The 22,993-nt window shown below is 47.8% G+C and carries 21 protein-coding genes; 12 read left to right on the forward strand and 9 right to left on the reverse strand.

Translation table 11 applies throughout. The features are described from left to right. Window positions 1–52: 52 nt before the first annotated feature. From AKN87_RS04720 to sdhC, 5 genes are all read right to left on the reverse strand, one after another. Window positions 53–2,890 carry a 2-oxoglutarate dehydrogenase E1 component gene (locus AKN87_RS04720; protein WP_053099902.1) on the reverse strand — a complete coding sequence of 946 codons (2,838 nt, stop codon included), beginning with the start codon at window positions 2,888–2,890 and terminating at the stop codon, window positions 53–55. 232 nt (window positions 2,891–3,122) lie between these two features. Continuing rightward, window positions 3,123–3,842, reverse strand: a complete 720-nt coding sequence (locus AKN87_RS04725) for a succinate dehydrogenase iron-sulfur subunit (RefSeq protein WP_053102645.1) — start codon at window positions 3,840–3,842, stop codon at window positions 3,123–3,125. 11 nt (window positions 3,843–3,853) lie between these two features. Then, window positions 3,854–5,626: a succinate dehydrogenase flavoprotein subunit gene (sdhA, locus tag AKN87_RS04730; protein WP_053102646.1), complete on the reverse strand. Its 1,773-nt coding sequence runs from the start codon at window positions 5,624–5,626 to the stop codon at window positions 3,854–3,856. Between the two features lie 3 nt (window positions 5,627–5,629). Then, a complete protein-coding gene (sdhD, locus tag AKN87_RS04735; RefSeq protein ID WP_053099908.1) occupies window positions 5,630–5,998 on the reverse strand; it encodes a succinate dehydrogenase, hydrophobic membrane anchor protein in 369 nt (122 codons plus the stop codon). Beyond that, entirely contained in the window at window positions 5,992–6,405 is a 414-nt protein-coding gene (gene sdhC / locus AKN87_RS04740) for a succinate dehydrogenase, cytochrome b556 subunit (RefSeq protein ID WP_173568171.1), read from the reverse strand. The genes sdhD and sdhC overlap by 7 nt, the downstream gene beginning before the upstream one ends. 316 nt (window positions 6,406–6,721) lie before the next feature. On the opposite strand from sdhC, the gene gltA reads away from it, so the two are divergent. After that, window positions 6,722–8,005 (forward strand): citrate synthase, encoded by a 1,284-nt coding sequence (gene gltA, locus AKN87_RS04745; RefSeq protein WP_053102647.1) that lies wholly within the window; start codon window positions 6,722–6,724, stop codon window positions 8,003–8,005. 70 nt (window positions 8,006–8,075) lie between these two features. Here gltA and AKN87_RS04750 read toward each other — a convergent pair whose 3' ends face one another. The 4 genes from AKN87_RS04750 to AKN87_RS04765 form a co-directional block, all read right to left on the reverse strand. After that, window positions 8,076–8,675: an START domain-containing protein gene (locus AKN87_RS04750; protein ID WP_408033278.1), complete on the reverse strand. Its 600-nt coding sequence runs from the start codon at window positions 8,673–8,675 to the stop codon at window positions 8,076–8,078. 100 nt (window positions 8,676–8,775) lie between these two features. Continuing rightward, entirely contained in the window at window positions 8,776–9,027 is a 252-nt protein-coding gene (locus AKN87_RS04755; RefSeq protein ID WP_053099914.1) for a YkgJ family cysteine cluster protein, read from the reverse strand. Beyond that, window positions 9,027–9,905: an NAD(P)-dependent oxidoreductase gene (locus tag AKN87_RS04760; protein ID WP_053102649.1), complete on the reverse strand. Its 879-nt coding sequence runs from the start codon at window positions 9,903–9,905 to the stop codon at window positions 9,027–9,029. Before AKN87_RS04760 ends, AKN87_RS04755 begins: the two co-directional genes overlap by 1 nt. A gap of 14 nt (window positions 9,906–9,919) precedes the next feature. Then, window positions 9,920–10,585, reverse strand: a complete 666-nt coding sequence (locus tag AKN87_RS04765) for an alpha/beta fold hydrolase (protein ID WP_053102650.1) — start codon at window positions 10,583–10,585, stop codon at window positions 9,920–9,922. Window positions 10,586–10,931: 346 nt separating this feature from the next. Between AKN87_RS04765 and ccoN the strand changes: the two genes are divergently transcribed. The 11 genes from ccoN to AKN87_RS04820 all read left to right on the forward strand — a co-directional run bounded on the left by ccoN (window position 10,932) and on the right by AKN87_RS04820 (window position 22,984). Further along, a complete protein-coding gene (gene ccoN / locus AKN87_RS04770) occupies window positions 10,932–12,374 on the forward strand; it encodes a cytochrome-c oxidase, cbb3-type subunit I (RefSeq protein WP_053101886.1) in 1,443 nt (480 codons plus the stop codon). A gap of 2 nt (window positions 12,375–12,376) precedes the next feature. Continuing rightward, complete coding sequence (gene ccoO / locus AKN87_RS04775; RefSeq protein ID WP_053099921.1) at window positions 12,377–12,988, forward strand: cytochrome-c oxidase, cbb3-type subunit II; 612 nt, start codon at window positions 12,377–12,379, stop codon at window positions 12,986–12,988. A 6-nt stretch (window positions 12,989–12,994) separates the two neighbouring features. Next, the gene (locus AKN87_RS04780; RefSeq protein WP_053099923.1) at window positions 12,995–13,180 is read left to right on the forward strand and encodes a CcoQ/FixQ family Cbb3-type cytochrome c oxidase assembly chaperone; all 186 of its coding nucleotides are present in this window, start codon (window positions 12,995–12,997) and stop codon (window positions 13,178–13,180) included. Further along, entirely contained in the window at window positions 13,177–14,091 is a 915-nt protein-coding gene (gene ccoP / locus AKN87_RS04785) for a cytochrome-c oxidase, cbb3-type subunit III (protein ID WP_053102651.1), read from the forward strand. Before AKN87_RS04780 ends, ccoP begins: the two co-directional genes overlap by 4 nt. A gap of 122 nt (window positions 14,092–14,213) precedes the next feature. After that, window positions 14,214–15,623 (forward strand): cytochrome c oxidase accessory protein CcoG, encoded by a 1,410-nt coding sequence (ccoG, locus tag AKN87_RS04790; protein ID WP_053102652.1) that lies wholly within the window; start codon window positions 14,214–14,216, stop codon window positions 15,621–15,623. Window positions 15,624–15,637: 14 nt separating this feature from the next. Further along, entirely contained in the window at window positions 15,638–16,153 is a 516-nt protein-coding gene (locus AKN87_RS04795; protein ID WP_053102653.1) for a FixH family protein, read from the forward strand. Between the two features lie 30 nt (window positions 16,154–16,183). Continuing rightward, entirely contained in the window at window positions 16,184–18,592 is a 2,409-nt protein-coding gene (locus tag AKN87_RS04800) for a heavy metal translocating P-type ATPase (protein ID WP_053102654.1), read from the forward strand. An 8-nt stretch (window positions 18,593–18,600) separates the two neighbouring features. Next, window positions 18,601–18,822, forward strand: a complete 222-nt coding sequence (gene ccoS / locus AKN87_RS04805) for a cbb3-type cytochrome oxidase assembly protein CcoS (protein ID WP_053102655.1) — start codon at window positions 18,601–18,603, stop codon at window positions 18,820–18,822. A gap of 5 nt (window positions 18,823–18,827) precedes the next feature. Beyond that, window positions 18,828–19,508, forward strand: a complete 681-nt coding sequence (locus AKN87_RS04810; protein WP_053099934.1) for a sulfite exporter TauE/SafE family protein — start codon at window positions 18,828–18,830, stop codon at window positions 19,506–19,508. A 144-nt stretch (window positions 19,509–19,652) separates the two neighbouring features. After that, a complete protein-coding gene (locus tag AKN87_RS04815; RefSeq protein ID WP_053102656.1) occupies window positions 19,653–20,915 on the forward strand; it encodes an oxygen-independent coproporphyrinogen III oxidase in 1,263 nt (420 codons plus the stop codon). A gap of 137 nt (window positions 20,916–21,052) precedes the next feature. Further along, window positions 21,053–22,984, forward strand: a complete 1,932-nt coding sequence (locus AKN87_RS04820; protein ID WP_053102657.1) for a transglycosylase SLT domain-containing protein — start codon at window positions 21,053–21,055, stop codon at window positions 22,982–22,984. Window positions 22,985–22,993: the final 9 nt, after the last annotated feature.

The following is a 22,993-nucleotide window of genomic DNA, read 5'->3' on the forward strand; positions in this document are numbered from 1 at the left end:
TCCTACTCAATTCAAATACGTAAAAGCGGCTGTCCTGTGACAGCCACTTACGTTAAATAGTTACGTTAAATGCTGCTTCTAATAGGGCTTGCTGCTCTTCAGCATGCTGTGATGGGTAACCACAAGCTGGCGAAGCAGAAGCATCACGACCGGCATAGGCCAGATCCAATCCTTGGCCATAGGCACGGGCTACATTACGCATGTGATGTTGGCTGCAATACCAAGCACCTTGGTTCATCGGCTCTTCTTGACACCACACAAACTGTTTTAAGTTCGGGTATTTATTCATTTCTTGCAGCAAATCATCCTCAGGGAATGGGTAAAGCTGCTCAATACGAATAATAGCAATGTCATTGCGCCCTTCTTCGCGGCGTTTTTCGAGTAAGTCGTAGTACACCTTACCGCTACAGATCACCACCCGCTCAACCTTATCTGCTTCTAGCTGATCAATCTCACCGATCACGGTTTGGAAAGAACCATTGGCTAAATCTTCTAAGGTTGAAGTGGCTAATTTATGACGCAGCAACGATTTTGGCGTTAAGGCAATTAACGGCTTACGCAGTGGGCGAATCACTTGACGGCGTAACATGTGATACACCTGAGCTGGCGTAGTAGGTACACACACCTGAATATTGTGCTCAGCACATAGCTGTAAGAAGCGCTCTAGACGTGCCGATGAGTGCTCAGGACCTTGACCTTCATAACCATGAGGTAACAGCATAGTGAGCCCTGATAGACGGCCCCACTTGGTTTCAGCACTGGTAATAAACTGGTCAATCACCACCTGCGCACCGTTGGCAAAGTCACCAAACTGCGCTTCCCACACCACTAAGGCATTAGGCATGGTACTGGCATAGCCGTACTCAAAAGCCAGCACTGCCTCTTCTGATAAAAACGAGTCATACAGATCAAAACGTGGCTGATCTTTAAACAGGTTTTTCAGTGGAGTATAGGTTTCACCATCTTTTTGGTTATGCAAGTTCGCATGGCGGTGTGAGAAGGTCCCACGGCCTACATCTTGTCCGGTCATACGTACCGGATGACCTTCAAACAATAAGGTGGCGTAGGCAACAGTTTCAGCAAAGCCCCAGTTTAAAGGCAGTGCTCCCTGCGCCATTTTACGACGGTCTTCTAAGATACGGGATACTTGACGCTGCACCACAAACCCTTCAGGCACTTCTTGCATCTTTAATGCTAGATCCTGCAAGGTTTTCAGGTCAAAGCTGGTATCGTGACGCGCCGTCCAGGCATGCCCTAAGTAGGGGCGCCAGTCTACAAATAGCTCTTTATTCGGCTCTTTCACTAAGCTCTTAACGACGTGTAAACCGTTATCTAATGCATCACGGTACTCGTTAATGTAGGTTTCCACCTGAGCCTCAGTTTGCACACCTTCAGCTACTAATTGCTGAGCATAGAGCTCGCGAGTAGTTGGCTGCTTAGTGATTTTTTGGTACATCAATGGCTGAGTACCGCTTGGCTCATCCGCCTCGTTGTGACCACGGCGACGATAGCAAACCAAGTCGATCACAATGTCACGCTTAAACTGCATGCGGTAATCAACTGCGAGCTGGGTCACAAATAACACCGCTTCTGGATCATCACCATTAACGTGCAGAATCGGTGCTTCAACCATTTTTGCAACATCCGTTGCATACTCGGTTGAACGGGTATCTTCTGGATTACTGGTAGTAAAGCCCACTTGGTTGTTAATCACGATACGGATCGTGCCGCCAGTTTTATAGGCGCGTGTTTGTGACATCTGGAAAGTTTCCATCACCACACCCTGACCAGCAAATGCAGAGTCACCGTGAATCGTAATCGGCACCACTTTATCGCCCAATGGATCATTGCGACGATCTTGACGAGCACGCACCGAACCTTCAACTACTGGCGAAACAATTTCTAAGTGTGATGGGTTAAACGCAAGCGCTAAGTGTACTTCACCACCTGGTGTCATTACGTTGGATGAGAAACCTTGGTGATATTTAACGTCACCCGAGCTTAAGCCTTCTACTCGCTTACCATCAAACTCATCAAACAGATCCCGTGGGTTTTTCCCGTAGGTGTTCACTAACACGTTTAAACGACCACGGTGGGCCATTCCGATCATGATTTCTTTAGCGCCGTACGAGCCAGAACGCTGAATAATCTCATCAATTAATGGGATTAAACTTTCGCCACCCTCAAGACCAAAACGTTTAGTACCTGGGTATTTAGTGCCTAAATATTTCTCTAAACCTTCAGCCGCAGTTAAACGCTCAAGTAAGTGCTCTTTAGCTTCTGGACTAAAAGTTGGACGGCTACGAACACTTTCTAAACGCTGCTGAAACCAGCGACGCTGTTCAGAATCTACAATATGGGTAAATTCTGCGCCAATGGTACCGCAGTAAGTTTTATAAAGTGCTTCTTGAATTTCACGTAAAGTGGCAGTTTCCTTGCCAATGTTTAAATCACCAGTTTGGAACGTGCTATCTAGATCGGCATCAGTTAAGCCATAGTGGCTAACCGTTAAATCGGGCTGCATTGGACGCACCCAAATATTTAACGGATCGAGCTTAGCAGCCTGATGGCCGCGCATACGATAGGCTTGAATTAAACGCAACACCTCTACTTGCTTTTTCTCATGGGCAGAACTAACTGCCGCACCAGAAACAGGCTGAGCGCGATGTTGATTTTTAGCCAATAAGATAAACTGATCACGCACTGTTGAGTGCGAGACATCTGTGCTACCACCTGTTGTGGCAGGCAGCTTATCAAAATAAGTGCGCCACTCTTCCGGCACAGAGTTTGGATCGTGCAGGTAGAGTTCGTATAGCTCTTCCACATAGGTAGCGTTCCCACCGGATAGATGTGCGCTACTCCACATGCGCTGCATTACGCTTTCTTGCATGCTAGGTCACCCTTGGATAAGGAGCCTCTACCGGTAAGGAAACTAGTGACTATAGAAGTCAATTGCAGCGACTTCGATAAAGCCACTACGAATCCCGCAGATAGTCTGAGTCTTTACCCAGAGGCTCCTGCTGGTCGTCATGTTCGTAAAAGCAGTGCTGGATAAGCACTGCTTTCATTATCCCTGCTAATACAGGTATATCAGCGTATTTAGCAGGGTTTATTTTTTTGGATCAAGTTCCGCTCTGCAACAACATGTTGCGGATATGGCCAATCGCACGCGTTGGGTTCAATCCTTTAGGGCATACGTTCACGCAGTTCATAATGTTATGGCAACGGAACACACTAAAGGGATCATCTAAACGTGCTAAACGCTCTTGGGTTTGCGTATCGCGGCTATCTGCTAAGAAACGATAGGCTTGCAGCAAGGCTGCAGGGCCTAAGAACTTATCAGGGTTCCACCAGAATGATGGACAGCTCGTTGAACAGCACGCACATAAGATGCACTCATACAGACCATCGAGCTTTTCACGTTGCTCAGGTGTCTGTAAGCGCTCAATACTAGGCGCAGGTGTGTTGTTCTGTAGGAATGGCTGCACTTTCTCATACTGCTGGTAGAAAATGCTCATATCTACTACGAGGTCACGAATAATTGGCAAACCCGGTAATGGACGAATGACTAACTCATCGCCCTTTACCACGGATGACAAAGGTGTGATACAAGCGAGGCCGTTTTTACCCGCCATGTTCATTCCATCAGAGCCACATACGCCCTCACGGCACGAACGACGATAAGCAAAGCCTTCGTCTTGTTCTTTGATTAGCGCTAAAACATCTAGCACCATCATATCTTTCCCATCAATCGTTACATCGAACGTTTGCATGGCCGGGGCTTTATCTTGCTCCGGATTATAGCGATAAACGCTAACTTTTAATGTCTTGGGCAGCGACATATCGATTACCCTTAATAAGTACGAGTTTTAGGCTCAAAGGCTGGAACGGTTTTTGGTGAGAAGTTTACTGCACGCTTACCCACACGCTTCTCTTGCGGGAAGTACATGGTATGGCATAACCAGTTCTCATCATCACGCTCTTCGTAGTCTTCACGAGCGTGGGCACCGCGCGATTCTTTACGTGCTTCTGCAGAAATTGCAGTCGCTTCAGCCACTTCAAATAAGTTTTGCAGCTCAAGAGCTTCAATACGTGCAGTGTTGAATGCGCCACTCTTATCGTTAATTTTAACGTTTTCGATGCGCTCACGCAGATCAGATAGTTCTTGAATACCTTTTTGCATGTATTCGCCGGTACGGAACACACCAAAGTAGTTCTGCATGCAGTTTTGCAACTCACGACGTAAAGGTGCAACCTCTTCACCCGTAGTGCGTTCATTGAGCTTAGCTAAACGCTCAAGTGACTGCTCAACATCTGACTGACTAGCAGAGCGTGCTTCAACGCCCTCACGTAAGGCGTTCTCTAAGTAGAGCCCCGCTGCACGACCAAACACTACTAAGTCGAGCAAGGAGTTACCGCCTAAGCGGTTCGCACCGTGAACCGATACTGAAGTCACCTCACCCACACCAAACAAGCCTTCAATAATTTGATCATTACCGTTGGCATCTTGCTGGATGGCTTGACCGTGAATATTGGTCGCAATACCGCCCATCATATAGTGACAGGTTGGTACTACCGGAATTGGCGCGTAAACAGGGTCAACGTGAGCAAAAGTTTTTGACAGCTCACAAATACCTGGCAACTTACTGTGTAAAGTAGCTTCACCTAAGTGATCCAGCTTCAGTAATACGTGGTCACCATTCGGGCCACAGCCGTTACCGGCCAAAATTTCTTTAACCATTGAGCGTGCAACAACGTCACGGCCAGCTAAGTCTTTAGCATTGGGCGCGTAGCGCTCCATGAAACGCTCACCGTGTTTGTTGATCAGGTAACCACCTTCACCACGGCACCCTTCAGTTACTAACACACCTGCGCCAGCAATACCGGTTGGGTGGAACTGCCACATTTCCATGTCTTGCATCGCATAACCAGCGCGCAGCGACATACCCACACCGTCTCCGGTGTTGATTAAGGCGTTAGTGGTTGAAGAGTAGATACGACCCGCACCACCCGTAGCTAATACCACAGCTTTAGCGCGGATAAATACGGTCTCACCGGTTTCAATGCAGATCGCAATGATACCCACTACCGCGTTATCTTGGTTTTTCACTAAATCAACTGCGTACCACTCGTTAAGGAACTCAGTTCCTGCACGCAGGTTACCTTGATAAAGCGTGTGTAACAGCGCATGTCCGGTACGGTCAGCAGCGGCACAGGTACGTGCGGCTTGACCACCGCGACCGAAGTCTTTGGACTGGCCACCGAATGGACGCTGATAAATACGGCCCTTCTCAGTACGTGAGAAAGGTAAACCCATATGCTCTAGCTCATATACTGCTTCAGGGCCTACAGAACACATATACTCGATAGCATCTTGGTCACCGATATAGTCGGAACCTTTGACAGTATCGTACATGTGCCAGCGCCAATCGTCGTTTGGATCATCCGAAGCAATTGCACAGGTGATACCACCTTGCGCCGATACGGTATGTGAGCGAGTTGGGAAAACTTTAGTTACTACTGCGGTCTTGTGACCACCTTGGGCAAGTTGCAGCGAAGCGCGCATACCTGCACCGCCGCCACCGACAATGATGGCGTCATAAGAAAGAGTACGAATACCAGCCATGAATTACATTCCCCACAGAATCTGTACGCCCCAGACGAACAGTACGAACATTAACATTCCGCACAGCACCTGAACTAAGAAGCGTACTCCTGTTGCCCATTTGCCTAGAGTCATTGGTGTTAAGTAGTCAGTAGTTACTGCCCACATGCCGATCCATGCGTGCGCGCCCAGTGATACTAAAGCGAGCAAGCTAAAAATGCGCATCGCAGAGTTAGCAAATAAACCTTGCCACTCAGCGTAGCCCATATTGGGATTAGCAATAATAAAGCCGAGCAAAAATACGGCATAGGCGGCTAGAACAACGGCTGATACTCGCTGCGCCATCCAGTCAAACAGACCAGAGCGCGAGAAGTTAGTTACATTAGTTACCATATCCAGACTCCTGCCAGAACAATTAAGATTGCAGCTACGATGAACACAATCTTGGCACCTAATTTACCGCCTTCCAGCGTATTACCGATGCCCATATCTTGAATCAAGTGACGGATACCAGCTGTCAAGTGATACAAGAGGCCAGAAAGAAGACCCCAAACGACAAACTTCGCCAGCGGCGATGCCAAACATTCTTTGACTTCAGCAAAACCTTGTTCTGAGGCTAAGGACTTTTGCAATCCGTACAGCAAAATTGCAATACCTAAAAACAAGATCACACCGGAAATACGGTGCAGAATGGATGAGTAAGCAGTGATTGGGAGTTTTATAGTCCTAAGATCTAGGTTTACAGGTCGTTGGCTATTCACGGCGTATTCACACTTAGAGAGCCCCAAACCACAGGGCATGTTGTTGGTTTAGTACGGTTTAAAACCGATTACCATTATGGATGTTTGAACCTATATACACAGCTCACGCTGATACAGGTCCGTCACGCAGTATAGGGTAAATCCACACCAAATGACAACGTGAATCCATACACCTAAAAGTTGATTGCATGCTTTTGACAATTAACGTAAATATCTATACCTGATATTATTTAAGCGACATACCTCTTTAGCAGTGTTTTATCGCTTCAAATTGACAATCGAGTCAATCACACTATTATGTTGCGGGCCCTGCGTGGGGGGCCGTGATGATACTAAAGCATAACTAGGAGGCCACATGGCTGACAAAACAGCGCAGCTAATCATCGAGGGCAATGCCCCCGTAGAACTGCCAATTATTAGCGGCACAATGGGTCCAGACGTCATTGACGTGCGTAATCTAATTGCAAGTGACCACTTCACTTACGACCCAGGATTTATGTCTACCGCTTCATGCGAGTCAAAAATCACCTACATTGATGGTGATAAAGGTATTTTGTTACACCGCGGCTATCCGATTGAGCAGCTCGCCAAACACTCAGACTACCTTGAGACCTGCTACTTATTGCTAAACGGCGAATTACCGACCGCTGAGCAAAAAGCCAAGTTTGACGACACCATCACCCGTCACACCATTGTGCACGAGCAAATCAAGTCATTCCTCAACGGCTTCCGTCGTGATGCTCACCCAATGGCTATTATGTGCGGCATCGTTGGTGCGCTCTCGGCTTTCTACCACGACTCTTTAGATATTAATGATCCAAAGCATCGCGAAATCTCTGCCCACCGCTTAATCGCCAAGTTACCGACGATTGCGGCAATGGTTTACAAGTACTCAATGGGCCAACCCATTATGTACCCACGGAATGACCTAAACTATGCAGAAAACTTCCTGCATATGATGTTTAACACCCCAGCAGAAATTAAGCCGATCAGCCCTGCCTTAGCGCGCGCAATGGATCGTATCTTTATTCTGCACGCTGACCACGAGCAAAACGCGTCCACTTCAACTGTACGCTTAGCTGGCTCTTCTGGTGCTAACCCATTTGCTTGTATTGCAGCCGGAATTGCCGCGCTGTGGGGACCTGCTCACGGCGGCGCTAACGAAGCAGTATTACGCATGCTCGACGAAATTGGCGATGTCTCTAACATCGACAAGTTCATCGCTAAAGCCAAAGACAAAAATGATCCATTTAAGCTAATGGGCTTTGGTCACCGCGTTTACAAAAACTTTGACCCTCGCGCCAAAGTTATGAAAGAAACCTGTGACGAAGTACTAGCAGAGCTGGGCATTAATGATCCACAGCTAGAGCTGGCAATGAAACTGGAAGAGTACGCACTCAACGATCCCTACTTCAAAGAGCGCAACCTCTATCCGAACGTTGACTTCTACTCTGGCATTATCCTGAAAGCTATTGGTATTCCAACCAGCATGTTTACAGTGATTTTCGCCATGTCACGCACTGTGGGCTGGATCTCCCACTGGACTGAAATGCTCTCAGGCCCTTATAAAATTGGTCGTCCTCGTCAGTTATACACTGGCTATACTCAGCGCGACTATGTGGATCTTGAAAAGCGCTAATTTAAACGCACTCCACGAAAAAACCCAGCCAAATGGCTGGGTTTTTTAATAGCACTAATTTGCTTAAGCCTTACTTTTGCGCAGCATTGCGCATGCCAACTAAGGTGTTAAAAGGCGCCTCAACCACAAACTTATTAGCTAACCACGCCGGCACACTACCACCTGGATCAGTATGCACCTCATAGGTCACCTGGGTTTGATTAGCCGATAACGGCTTAAACTTCCAATAACCATCAACCTTAGCTACCCGCACATAGCCTTTAGTTTCAGGCTGATAGCTAGGCAAGCCTTCGATTTTGCGCACTACCTCGTCGCCCTGCTTAGACTCAGTCACTTTCAATACCGAATCCCGCGGTGTAACTGGCCAAGGGGTAGAGAACTGGGTATAGGTCCAAACACTAGACCCTTCTTTTTTCAGCACCTTCAGCGAGCTGCACTCATGAATCCACTGACAGGAGTTAGCGGCATCTGCCTGCACCGCTAGCACTTTATCTAAACTGGCATTGATTACAGTGACGCCACGATAGGCTTTATATTTAGAACCCGCTTCTTGCTTTAAAAAAACCTGAACTCCATCAGCGTTTTTTTCTTCTTTCCACTCATTAGCTAACGCCGTACCAGCCACTAGCGTTAAAGCAGTCACAGCGATGACTTTCTTAAACATTGTTATTCTCCTGTTTTCAACCAATCACATTAGGTGATGAATAAATCATAGAGTTTAGTCACAAGAAAATACAAAGAGACTCAATAGTCACTCCTTAACTTTAGTCTTAAGCCGTTGCCAACTCTAAAGCACCAATCAGTTGCAGCGCTTGCGCAGCTGTTTCGCCGCACAACGCCAACTCGGCTTGATAACCTCCGCAAAAATCAGGGCGCTGACTGGTACCAAATAATTGGCACAAGTTATGTTCATCCAAATTCACACAACGCACCCCAGCTGGCTTACCTTGCGGCATACCTGGTAAGGGCTGGGTAATTGATGGGGCGATACAACACGCCCCACATCCTACTCGGCACTCCATCAGTCCGCCTTTTTATAGCGCAACATTAACGCCGAAGTGTCCATCCACCCACCGCCCAGCTGCTGGACTTCTGCATACAACTGATCCACACAGGCGGTAATTGGTAAGGACGCCCCATTACGCCGCGCCTCTTCCAGCACCATAGAGAAATCCTTGCGCATCCAGTCAACTGAAAAACCAAAATCAAACTGCCGCGCACTCATGGTTTGATGACGATTTTCCATTTGCCACGACTGCGCCGCCCCTTTACTAATCACCGCCATGGCTTTCTCAACATCTAAGCCTGCTTGCTCGGCAAAATGAATCGCTTCAGCTAAACTCTGCAACAAACCACCAATACAAATCTGATTGACCATTTTGGTCAGCTGCCCCTTGCCAATCTCGCCCATCAACTCAACTTTTTGCGCATAAGCTGCCAGCAGTGGCTGAGCCTTGGCTAAATCTGCTGCATCACCACCCACCATCACCGTTAAACAGCCTTTTTTTGCACCATCTTGCCCACCAGAAACGGGGGCATCTAAAAAGCGCGCCTGTTTTTCCGCCAGCAATTCTGCCAACTGTATAGCCGCGGCAGCAGAAGCTGTGGTGTGATCAACCACCAGTGTACCTGGCTGAATTCCAGCGAGCACACCCTGCTCAGCAGTAAACAATTCCACTAGCGAGGCGTCATCACCCAAACAAATAAATACCACTTCAGCTGCACGCACGGCTTCTGCTGGAGTTGCAGCAACCTGCCCTTGATATTCCGCCTGCCAAGCCTGCGCCTTACTTAAAGTGCGGTTATACACGGTCACTTGATGCCCTTGCCGCGCTAAATGCCCCGCCATGGGAAAACCCATAGCTCCCAAACCTAAAAAAGCCACCTGCTGCGCTACCATACTGTTTACCTCTCTTATTGTTTATTCGTCTTATTATTCTTTATACAGCGCTGAATAAATTCACTACTAACTGCTGCTGCACGCTGCAAGTGCTGTGCCTGAGTCAGACCACTGCGCTGCAAGGGTTTTAAATCATGATCGGCTGCAACTAACCAATCAATACTGACCTTGTCACCCAAGTCCATTGCCGCGATCAGCGTTTTTGCACCTAAGCGATCACGCTCACCTTGAATAACACACAATGGCTTAGTTAATCCTGGCAAATGCTCCGTTCGCAGCTTATCGGGTTTACCTATGGGATGAAAAGGATAACCATAAGCAATCGCCCCTAGCGCCTTAGACTGAGAGACCACTCTGCTCGCTACTCGTCCCCCCATCGACTTTCCTGCTAACAACCAAGGCTCAGAAAAATGCTGCATTTGCCTCGCCAGCTCATCTAGCATGTACTGCTGCAATTCTGGCATAGGATTAGGCGGTCTGCGCTGCCCTTGGTTTCTACGCGCCTGCATATAAGGAAACTCAAAGCGCAGTACACGTAAATCATGCTTTACTAGCTCGGCCACCAGCTGCTGCATAAAATCACTGTCCATCGGCGCTCCCGCTCCATGCGCTAACAATAGGTTAGCCTGTACGCTGCCAGTACTTGGCTGATTTAATAACACCAAAGACGACTGCGACATAGCCACCTCAAATAAAAAACAATTAAAAAACCTAGGCGACAAAAGGATATTTGTAACTACTCATGACGTCACCCGCTAGATAGGCTAATATAGCGCCCGCAAGTAATGGGTTTTAACCTCTGACCATAAATTAATCGTTAGGAATCGTTGCAGTCGGTCGTTTTTTGCCGGTGCCAGATGGCATTAGCTATTTAGCTGACCTACCGCAAGACTTTTTCTAGTCAGTTAGTTTAAATACAGCCCGCTAATTGTATTAGCACTGTTTTAGTTAGGGGCATAAAGGATGCTTAACCGCCCCATTACGAAACGTAACCCCAAAAACTCCATTAACCGTGGAATCTTTAGCATGAGTACAGCAATCGAACAGACTGCTTATAACTACAAGGTCGTACGCCAGTTCGCCATAATGACGGTGGTCTGGGGCATTGTAGGAATGAGCATGGGCGTTCTGATCGCCGCGCAATTAGTGTGGCCAGAACTTAACTTTGATCTTCCTTGGACAAGCTTTGGACGTTTACGTCCATTGCATACTAACGCCGTAATTTTCGCCTTTGGTGGATGTGCGCTCTTTGCTACCTCATATTATGTGGTACAACGCACTTCACAAACTCGCTTATTCAGCGACAAACTGGCGTCCTTTACGTTCTGGGGCTGGCAAGCGGTTATTGTGCTTGCAGCTATTACGCTCCCTTTAGGCTACACCACCACTAAAGAATACGCTGAATTAGAGTGGCCAATCGCTATTCTGCTAGCGATTGTTTGGGTGAGCTACGGCATTGTGTTCTTTGGCACTATCGTCAAGCGTAAAACTTCGCACATTTATGTGGGTAACTGGTTCTACGGCGCGTTCATTATTGTGACCGCAATGCTACATATCGTGAACCACATTTCGATCCCTGTTACCTTCTTTAAATCTTACTCCATGTACTCTGGCGCTACAGATGCCATGGTTCAGTGGTGGTATGGTCACAACGCTGTAGGCTTCTTCCTGACCACCGGCTTCTTAGGCATGATGTACTACTTCGTACCTAAGCAAGCTAATCGTCCGATTTATTCCTACCGCCTGTCGATCGTGCACTTCTGGGCACTGATCACCCTTTACATTTGGGCCGGTCCGCACCACTTGCACTACACCGCACTGCCAGACTGGGCACAATCCTTAGGTATGGTAATGTCCTTGATTCTACTAGCACCTTCATGGGGCGGTATGATCAACGGTATGATGACCCTCTCCGGTGCTTGGCATAAACTGCGCACGGATCCTATCTTACGTTTCTTAGTCGTTTCATTAGCTTTCTACGGTATGTCTACCTTCGAAGGCCCAATGATGGCTATCAAAACTGTAAACGCTCTGTCGCACTACACTGACTGGACCGTAGGTCACGTACACGCCGGTGCATTAGGTTGGGTAGCGATGATTTCAATCGGTTCGCTTTACCACTTAATCCCACGCGTTTTCGGTCGCACACAAATGCATAGCGTTGGCTTAATTAACCTACACTTCTGGTTAGCCACCATTGGTACCGTACTCTACATCGCCTCGATGTGGGTCAACGGTATTATGCAAGGTCTAATGTGGCGTGCCGTTAACGAAGATGGAACCCTGTCGTACTCATTCGTTCAAGCGCTTGAGTCCAGTCACTACGGTTTCATTGTTCGCATGATCGGTGGTGCCTTCTTCTTATTAGGTATGTTCTTCATGGCCTATAACACTTGGCGTACCGTGCGCTCAGCCTCACGTGAAGAAGCTGAAGCTGCTAGCCGTTTCACTGTAGAAGGAGCTCATTAATAATGTCTAAGCATGAACTTCTTGAAAAGAACATTGGTCTTCTGGCCTTTTTCATGGTGATCGCTGTCAGTATTGGTGGCCTCACCCAGATTGTTCCTTTGTTCTTCCAAGACGTAGTGAATGAGCCTGTGGAAGGTCTAAAGCCGTACACCGCACTACAACTTGAAGGCCGTGATATCTATATCCGTGAAGGTTGTGTTCAGTGCCACTCACAGATGATTCGTCCATTCCGCGCAGAAACTGAGCGTTATGGTCACTATTCTGTGGCTGGCGAAAGCGTGTATGAGCACCCATTCCTATGGGGTTCTAAGCGTACAGGTCCAGACTTAGCTCGTGTTGGTGGTCGTTACTCTGATGACTGGCACCGTGCGCACCTGTACAACCCACGTAACGTGGTACCTGAATCTAAAATGCCTGCTTACCCATGGCTTGTGGAAAACAAGTTAGATGGTAAAGACACAGTCGCCAAGATGAAAGCCATGCGCTGGTTAGGTGTTCCATACACCGATGAAGACATTGACGGCGCAGTAGCTAACGTAAAAGGCAAGACTGAGATGGAAGCCATTGTGGCTTACCTACAGGTACTTGGAACTTCAATTAAGAATAAACGGTAAGCATAAATGGAAATCGGAACTATTCGCGGCTTAGGCACGCTCATCGTCTTCATTGCGTTTGTCGGCCTTTTATACTGGGTTTTCGGTAAAAAGAAGTCGAGTTTTGAAGATGCGGCTAACTTACCCTTCGCTGACGAACAGTCCGATTCAGGTAAGCTAGACCAAGATACTTCCAGGAGCAAAAACCAATGACTTCTTTTTGGAGTGGTTATATTTCTGTATTAACCATCGGGACTTTGGTAGCCCTTATCTGGCTAATTTTTGCCACGCGTAAGGGACAAAGACCTGATGCTAACAACCATAAGCTCGGTCATGTGTATGACGGCATTGAAGAGTACGATAACCCTCTTCCACGCTGGTGGTTTATGTTGTTTGTGGCAACCTTCATCTTCGCTGCGGGTTACCTCGTACTTTACCCAGGTTTAGGTACTTGGAAAGGCGTGTTACCCGGTTACGAAGGTGGTTGGACTGCCGCCAAACAATGGGAAAAAGAAATGGCTAAGGCCGATGAGAAATACGGCCCTATCTTTGCTAAATATGCTGAGATGCCAATCACTGAAGTGGCAAAAGATGAGGAAGCGCTAAAAATGGGTGGTCGCCTATTTGCTTCTCACTGTGCGGTATGTCACGGCTCGGATGCGAAAGGTGCTTATGGTTTCCCTAACCTAACCGATAACGATTGGATCTGGGGTGGCCAACCTGAAGTGATTAAAACCACCATTCTCAAAGGCCGTAACGCAGTGATGCCTGGCTGGAAAGATGCAATTGGTGAAGATGGTGTGAAAAACGTAGCCGCTTATGTGCGCAGCTTTTCTGGCCTGAAGAACCCAGAAGGGGTTGACCTTGAAGCCGGTAAGCAAGTTTTCTCAACCACCTGTGTCGCTTGTCACGGTCCAGAAGGTAAAGGTATGCACGCTTTAGGCGCGCCTAACCTAACCGATGATATCTGGCTGTATGGCTCCAGCTTCGAGATGGTACAAAAAACCATCCGTGAGGGTCGTAACGGTCACATGCCTGCTCAAGAAGAGTTCTTAGGCAATGACAAAGTACACCTGTTAGCTGCTTACGTGTATAGCTTGTCTCAAGGTAATACTGAGAACTAAGTTACTGCGACATGCCGTCGCGCGCCGCACTCCAGTAGTCGGCGTATCATGTACAGGTAGTTACTTTTATTCTGGCCAGCGTTAAGCTGGCCAGATTGTTTTACAACACCGTGGTACTCCTGATGACTGATAAAATTCCCGTAAAAAACGTTACGCCAGAAGAGCATCAAGGCCCCGAGCTATATGCCAAGCGTAATGCTATCTACACCCGCTCCTTTACCGGTTTATTCCGCAACGTCCGCATCAGTGCTGGCGTCGTTTTATTTGTTTTATTTTTAGGCACCGTTTGGTTGCAATGGAATGGTCGCCAAGCCGTTTGGTGGAACCTTCCCGAGCGCAAATTTTATATTTTTGGCGCTACCTTCTGGCCACAAGACTTTGTGCTCTTGGCTTGGCTACTGATCATTTGTGCTTTTGGCCTATTTTTTATTACTGTGTTTGCCGGTCGTGTCTGGTGTGGCTATGCCTGCCCACAAAGCGTCTGGACCTGGATTTTTATGTGGGTGGAAAAGATCACTGAAGGTGATCGCAACCAACGCATGAAGCTCGATAAAGCGCCAATGTCGGCCAATAAATTCCTGCGCAAATTTGCCAAGCATAGCCTTTGGCTGTTAATTGGCTTAGGCACGGGCTTAACCTTTGTCGGTTACTTTACGCCGATCCGAGAACTGCCCAAAGATTTACTCACTGGACAAGCCAGTGGCTGGGCCTATTTCTGGGTTAGTTTTTTCACCTTCTTTACCTACTTATTTGCTGGCTGGTTACGCGAACAAGTATGTATTTATATGTGTCCCTACTCACGCTTCCAAAGCGTCATGTTTGACAAAGACACGCTGATTGTTTCCTATGATGAAGCCCGTGGTGAAAAACGTGGCCCGCGGAAAAAAGGGGCTGATTACCAAGCTCAAGGCTTAGGTGACTGTATCGACTGTAAGCTATGCGTACACGTCTGCCCTACAGGTATTGATATTCGAGATGGCCTGCAAATTGCCTGCATTGGTTGCGCCGCTTGTGTCGATGCCTGTGACAGCATCATGGAGAAAATGGGCTACGAGCCTGGTTTAGTCAGTTACACAACTGAACATAACCTGTCGGGCAAGAAGACTAAAGTGCTACGCCCACGTTTAATTGGGTATGCTCTCGCCCTCACCGCCATGGCGAGCTTGTTTACCTACACCGTAATCAACCGCCCACTGGTTGAGTTTAACGTAATTAAAGACCGCACCCAGTTCCGTGAAAATCGTCAGGGCCGGATCGAAAACGTTTATACTTTGGTGATTATTAACAAAGCCCAGACTGAACATTCATTTAAAATTACCGCAGAAGGCTTACCTGGCATTCAGTTAGAAGGTCGCAGTAGCGTAAAAGCTGCTGAAGGTGAACTCCTTTCAGTGCCGGTATCTATTTCGGTAGCTCCGGAAGATCTGCCTTCAAGCGCTAATGAAATTACATTCCACGTTGAAGCGGAAGACGACGCCACGATTAAGCGCAGCACTAGCAGTCGCTTTTTAGGACCAGCCGTTCTCCGTTAATTATAGAGGTAAGTATGCAACAGTCCGATCAGACAAAATCCACTTGGTACAAAGAACCTTGGGTGTGGTTTATCCTAGGATTACTCAGCACCTCCGTTGTCCTCGGACTGTCGCTGCTATTTATCTCGCTAAAAAACCCACCCAGCCTAGTAGTCGATAACTACTATGATGCGGGTAAAGGAATTAACCGCTCGCTCGAGCGTGAATCCTTAGCTACTAGTTTGAAGATTCAAGCGGAACTGACGTTAGATCAAGAGCGCGGCGAAGCCTTACTTACCCTTGAAGGGGAAAGCCAGCCGCCCTATTTAGAGCTAACCTTGATTTCCCCTACCCAGCCTGAACGTGATCGGCGCATCGTGTTGCAAGCATTACCTGATCAGCCCGGTCTGTATCGTGGCTTATTAGCAGACGATGATGTAACGGGGCGCCGTATGGTTGAAGTTTTGGGTAAAGAACAAGAAGCCACTTGGCGTCTATTTGAAGAAGAGAACGTTACCTTCTCGAGTAAAATTTTGTTAGGCGAAGAGTAACCGCGTGCGCCTACCCTTTGACTTAGTTGCATGACCACCACGCCATCCTGCTACCACTGTGGGCTGCCGATTCCAGCTCACAGTCATTTTCATTATCCCGTTCTGCAACAAGAGCGCCAATTCTGCTGCCTTGGCTGTCAAGGTGTGGCTACAGCCATTGTTGAAAATGGACTCGAAAGCTATTACCAGCATCGCAGTGAACCTTCAGCTAACCCCGAAACTTTGCCAGCCGTCATTCCTGATGAATTATTACTCCTTGATCGCGCTGATTTACAACAAAGTTTTGTGCAACACTCAGGCGACTTAAGTGAAGCCCAATTACTGATTGAAGGCATCAGCTGCGCAGCTTGTGGGTGGCTAATTGAAAAACATCTGCGCGAAGAATCGAGTGTGGCTGAAGCACGGCTCAATGTCTCAAATCACAGGCTACATATTCGCTGGAATCAACAGCAAGTCCCACTCTCGACGCTGCTGCAAAAGATTCATCAAATTGGTTATGTGGCCCATCCATGGCAAGCAGATACCGCAACTGAGCGCATGGCAGCGGAAAATAAACGCTCATTACGTAAAGTCGGTGTCGCAGGTTTACTGTGGATGCAGGTGATGATGGCCACTATGGCGACTTGGCCTGAGTTTAATATTGACCTGTCCGCAGGCTTTGACACTATTTTACGCTGGACCAGTTTAATTCTTACCACCCCTATTGTTTTTTATTGCAGTAGCGAGTTTTTCTTAGGCGCTTGGCGTGATATTAAAACCCGTCACCTCACCATGGATGTTTCGGTATCACTGGCGATTGGCGGCGCTTATCTTGCTGGTATTTGGTCCACCTTAACGGGGCAAGGCGAGCTATATTTTGATGCCTGCGGTATGTTTGCGCTATTTTTATTATCCGGCCGTTACTTAGAAAAACGGGCCCGCGAGCGCACCTCTGCCGCCACCGCACAGCTGGTTAATCTGCTGCCCACCTCGTGTTTACGACTCGATGAAAACCAACAAACCCAACGGATACTACTGAAAGAACTAGCCATTGATGACCATGTCATTATTCCTCCAGGACACCTAATTCCTGCCGATGGCATCATTATCGAAGGCCAGTCTAGTATTGATGAGTCGTTACTGACTGGCGAATATTTGCCCCTGCCTAAACAGGCTGGCGAAGCAGTCACTGCGGGCACTTTAAACGTAGAAGGCCCCCTCACCGTGGCGGTTAAAGCACTCGGTGATAACACTCGGCTGTCAGCGATTGTGCGCCTTCTAGAGCGCGCCCAAAGTGCTAAACCTAAAATTGCCGAACTGGCTGATCGCTTTGCCCAGTGGTTCTTAATTTGTGTACTTTTAATTGCGCTCAGTGTGGGTTTAATCTGGCTACAAATTGATAGTCAGCGGGCTTTTTGGGTGGTGTTGTCACTGCTGGTAGCGACCTGCCCCTGCGCCCTATCACTGGCCACGCCTACCGCCCTAACCACCGCTACTGGCACGCTACATAAGCTTGGTTTGTTATTAACCCGCGGCCATGTGCTAGAAGGGTTAAAGCATATTGATACGGTGATCTTTGATAAAACGGGCACCTTAACTGAGGGCAAACTTAAACTGGCGGAGATCCATCCTCTTGGTGAGTATTCACAGCAGCAAGTCATCGCCATAGCAGCAGCCCTTGAAAGTCAATCAGAACACCCTATTGCCCGCGCCTTTGGTCGCTCAGCGCTTAATGCAGAGCAGGTCACCAGTTTTCTAGGATTAGGCCTAGAAGGTCAGATTAATGGCCAAACCTATCGCATTGGCCGCGCTGATTTTGTCAGCGAATTAAGTCAGCAAACACCGCCATTGACCTTACACAGTGAAGGTCAATGGCTGCTATTAGGCGATGAACGTCAGGTCTTGGCATGGTTTGTATTAAATGATCAACTACGTGAAGACGCTCAACAACTAATTGATGCTTGCCATCAACAAGGTTGGAACACCTACTTACTATCGGGTGATAGCTCACCGATGGTGGCTAAAATTGCCGAACAATTAGGCATCAAGCATGCTCAAGCAGGTTTAACACCAGCACAAAAACTGGCGGTATTGGAACAGTTGCACAGTCAAGGGCAGCGTGTATTGATGCTCGGAGATGGAGTGAATGATGTGCCGGTACTTGCCGCTGCCGATATCAGTATCGCCATGGGTAGCGCCACTGACCTAGCCAAAACCAGTGCCGATGCCATTTTACTCTCCAACCGCCTTAGCACCTTAGTCGATGCCTTAGCGGTGGCGAAAAAAACCCGCCGCATAATTATTGAAAACCTCGGCTGGGCAACCCTGTACAATGGGCTGGTGATTCCTTTTGCTGCTGTGGGCTGGGTAACGCCTTTTTGGGCAGCCATCGGAATGTCTGTTAGCTCATTACTGGTTGTGTTAAATGCGCTACGTTTAACTCGCATTCAAACCACTTAGGAGACATTATGATTGCGCTCTATGTCATGGTCGCAGCCGCAGTAATTATTGTTGCAGTGGTGATTCGGCTGTTTTTTTGGGCGGTCGATAATGGCCAATACGAAGACTTAGATGGCCCCGCCCATAGCATTTTATTTGATGACGAAGACCCCAAACACACCCAAGCCAATGCCTCGCTCAATCACTCTAATGAGCAAGCGGTGAAGCATAAAACGGTAACGAAAGAGTAATTTTCATGCTGAGCCTACCGTTAATCGCTTCAGCTCTCATCATTGGTTTATTAGGTGCCGGCCACTGTATTGGCATGTGCGGTGGTTTAATGGGAGCATTAACCATGGCCATTCCTCCCGAGCACAAAGCTCAACGCTTTAAGCTGTTACTGGGTTATAACCTCGGTCGTGTGAGCAGCTACGGTATCGCTGGCGTGCTTTTTGGTCTAGGTGGCTGGGCACTACAAAATAGTCCTTTGGCTTTAGGGCTGCGTATCTTTGCCGCTTTATTACTCATTGCCATGGGCTTATATTTAGCCGGCTGGTGGTTTGGTTTAAATCGCCTTGAGCGCGCAGGACAACACCTTTGGCGCTATATTCAACCCCTAACCAAACGTTTATTACCTGTAACCAGCTTACCTAAAGCAATTCTCCTTGGCGCATTATGGGGCTGGCTGCCATGTGGCTTGGTGTATAGCACCTTAATTTGGTCAGCCAGCCAAGGTAATGCGCTACATAGTGGCTTATTAATGGTGCTATTTGGCTTAGGTACCTGGCCGGTATTAATTATTTCTGGACTTGCTGCTGAACAATTAAAGCAATTTTTACAACGCCAAGCGGTGCGTATTTTCAGTGGCTTACTGTTAATTCTATTTGGTCTTTGGACCCTGCCCGGCCCACATCAAATGTGGTTGATGGGCCATTAAAGCTGACACATATCAACAAATAATAGAACGCTAGCCCCAAGCAGCGGGCGGACTAATGACGCTTGATGCAAATCAACAAGGGCCGACCAAGGCTTGATTACTGTTGCCTGACTTCAAATAACAACAGCAGCAGAGTGTTGATCTATGCAGTCTTTATTTTCTTGGATGACGTCTAAGACTAAGCCACGCTTAGCCATTGCTAAAGCCTCTCATTCTCCCCACTCGTTGGCGCTCTACCGTGCACTGCGCAATACTCGTGATACCCAGCATCCGATTAGCTTACAAATTTATTTGCCTAGCTGCCAAACCCCGTGCTCCTGCTGTACGACTCGGCGCACAACTGCTGCTGTAGCTAGTTATGACTATCTGCAAGCACTCAAAAATGAACTGACCTTAATTGCCAGTCAGCTTAGCCAACATAATGTAATCAAACAGTTAGAAGTACATGGCTCCAGTCACTTTCTATCTCTAGCTCAACTCGGTGAGTTAATGAATTTTATCGAGCAGAAGCTGTGCCTACAGGCCGATTTTTTTAATGATTACCACATCACCTTAGATCCTGCCCGTTATGACTGGGGCGATATTTCTAAGTTGCACCAGATCGGCTTTAACCATGTCACCTTTGGTATTAATTTAAATGATCACTCTGGGTTAAACCCGCTACGCCATGTTCGACGCTTAATTGAAGCGGCACGTACTTTTCAGTTTCGTAGTATCGGCTGCCAGATTTTTTATCCCCAACACGCTAGTAAACTAGCAAACTGGCAACCCCTACTGGATGAGTTGTCTTGGTTAATGCCTGATCGTCTGCAGTTTATTGCCCACGCCTCAACTGCTAATCCTGCATTAACGGTCAGTCCTTATCTCTGCAGCGCACTTCGCACCTTTACCGCTGCCGACTATACCCACTTAGGCAATGGACAGTTCAGTTTAGGCGATGATGATTTAACCATTGCTTACGAAGAAGGCTTTTTAGCCCATGCTGAACAGGGCTATACCGCTCACCAGAAAAGTTATCAAATTGGAGTCGGGGTCGGAGCTGTTACCCGCATTCAACAGTTTGAAGGCGCTAACACTTCATCTATGGCCCATTATTTGGCTTTATCACTCACCCCACAGCTAAGTATTACTAGCACTCAGCCCCTAACTAGCGGCGAACAATACCATGCAGATTTACAGCAAGCCTGGCTTTGCCAGTATCAGCTAGCACTCACTGCATTACAGCACGCCTTTAACCCTGCACAAAGTACGGAGTTTTATCAGTTAATGCAGCATCTTACGCTGCTCAGCGAAGCACAACTGGTAAACCTAACTGACCAGCGTTGCACGCTAACGGTAACTGGGCGGCTGATTGCCCTACCGCTTTGGCAATCCATTGCCGCTTACTTACCTGTGAACACCCACTAGTCTAATCAAAGCTTAGGGAGCCACTAACTATCTGTTGCTCCCTAAAGTAATCCCCTACTCTTCATCATCTCCTCTTTTAACCCTGCTACGGAGCCGTTAAGCTAGCTGCATCTTTGTTCATTTATTAGGGTTTTATCATGCATAAAGCTGCCCTTTCGTTTTATACCCTGTGTTTAGCCGGTAGCTTAGTGCTCACTAGCCTGCCAGCTAGCGCGGCATCAATTAGCAGCCAGCGCAGTCTTTACACTCAAGCCAAAGCAGCCATGGATAAAAAAGATCCAGCGGTGTATTTGGCCAATCAGCGCCAACTAAAAAACTATCCACTAACCCCTTATTTGGCTTATGAAGAACTCAGCTTGCGCCTAGATAGCGCCAGCACGCAAGAAGTGGAGCGTTTCTTAAAGGCGCACGATGATTTACCCCAAAGTCGTTGGCTGAAACTACGCTGGCTGCGTAATTTAGCGAAAAATTACGACTGGAAAACCTTTGATCGCTACTACTCAGCAGAGCTTAACTTTACCGAGCTGGACTGCCTAAGTGGTCAGTCCCACCTCTATCAAGGCCGTAAACAACAAGCTTTTGCCTTAGCTGACCAACTTTGGCTGAGTGGCCAATCGCAGCCCAATGCTTGCGATCCGTTATTTGCAGCCTGGCAAGATGCTGGCTTACAAACCGAAGAGAAACGCTGGGAACGGTTAAAGTTAGCGGTTCAAGCACGTAACTATGGGCTGGCTAATTACTTAGTTAAGCAGCTAGCCTACAGCCACAATCAAGCCCAATTACTGATTGCGGTAAGTAAAAATCCCGAGCGCCTCAATGACCGTGCTCAATTTGCCAGTAATCACCCACTGATGGGAGAAATTGTCTTAGCTGGCCTCACTCGCTTAGCCAGACAAAGCCCTGAAACCACTATCCCCTTACTCGCCGACTACAGCCGACAATTTAGCTTCTCCCCTGAGCAGCAACTGAGTGTCGCCCGTACCGTGGCTTTGACCCTAGCCAAGCGCTTTGATGCCAAAGCCCTACCCATCATGGCCACCTATGACCCCGAGCTAAAAGATGACAGCTTAACCGAATGGCGCACCCGACTTTTACTTAGACTAGAGCGTTGGTCTGAGGCGCACCAATTAATTAAACGTTTTCCGCAACATCTGGCCGAGACCAATCGCTGGCGCTATTGGTTAGCCCGTACCGAACAGCTGGCCAATCCACGTAGCCAACAGATCACTACGCTATTTAATGCCATTCCTCAAGAGCGGGATTTTTATAGTTTTCTCGCGGCAGATTTTTTACATCAACCCTATGTACTAACTCATATTCCCGTTAAACCGAGTCAATCTACACTAAAAACGCTAGAGGCCTTACCTGGCACCCAGCGCGCGCAAGAATTTTATGCCAGAGGTGAAGTGATTGATGCCAGACGCGAGTGGTATCACGTTGGCTCACAATTGTCAGCCGAACAGCTCAAAGCACAAGCGCAACTAGCGTTTAATATGAATTGGTATTTTCCTGCCATTCGCGGACTAGGCCTCGCCAAACACTTAGACGACTTAGTGATTCGCTTCCCTACTCCCTACAAAAGCAGCTTGATTCAATACGCCAAGGCACAATCAATTAGCCCCAGCTGGGCAATGGCGATTACGCGCCAAGAAAGTGGTTTTATGGAAGATGCTCGCTCTCACGCCGGTGCTTTAGGCTTAATGCAATTAATGCCCGCTACTGCCCGTGAAACGGCGAAACGCTACCAAATCAATCTGCCATCCAATGCTCAAGTGCTCAATCCAACCACCAATATTCAGCTAGGTACCGCTTATTTAAATCAAGTGGCTAGCCAGTTTAATGGTAACCGAGTCTTAGCTTCTGCGGCCTATAACGCAGGTCCTGGACGAGTTCGCCAATGGCTACGTGGCGCTGAGCACTTACCCTATGATGTCTGGGCGGAAACCATTCCCTTTGATGAAACACGGCTGTACGTACATAACGTGCTGACCTATGCGGTCATTTACGGGAAAAAGCTCAATGTTCCTACCTCGGTGGTTGAACCCAGCGAGAAAATACTGCACCTATAATGGCTCAGC

Origin of the sequence: Thiopseudomonas alkaliphila (assembly GCF_001267175.1) — a bacterium.
Lineage (GTDB): Bacteria > Pseudomonadota > Gammaproteobacteria > Pseudomonadales > Pseudomonadaceae > Oblitimonas > Oblitimonas alkaliphila.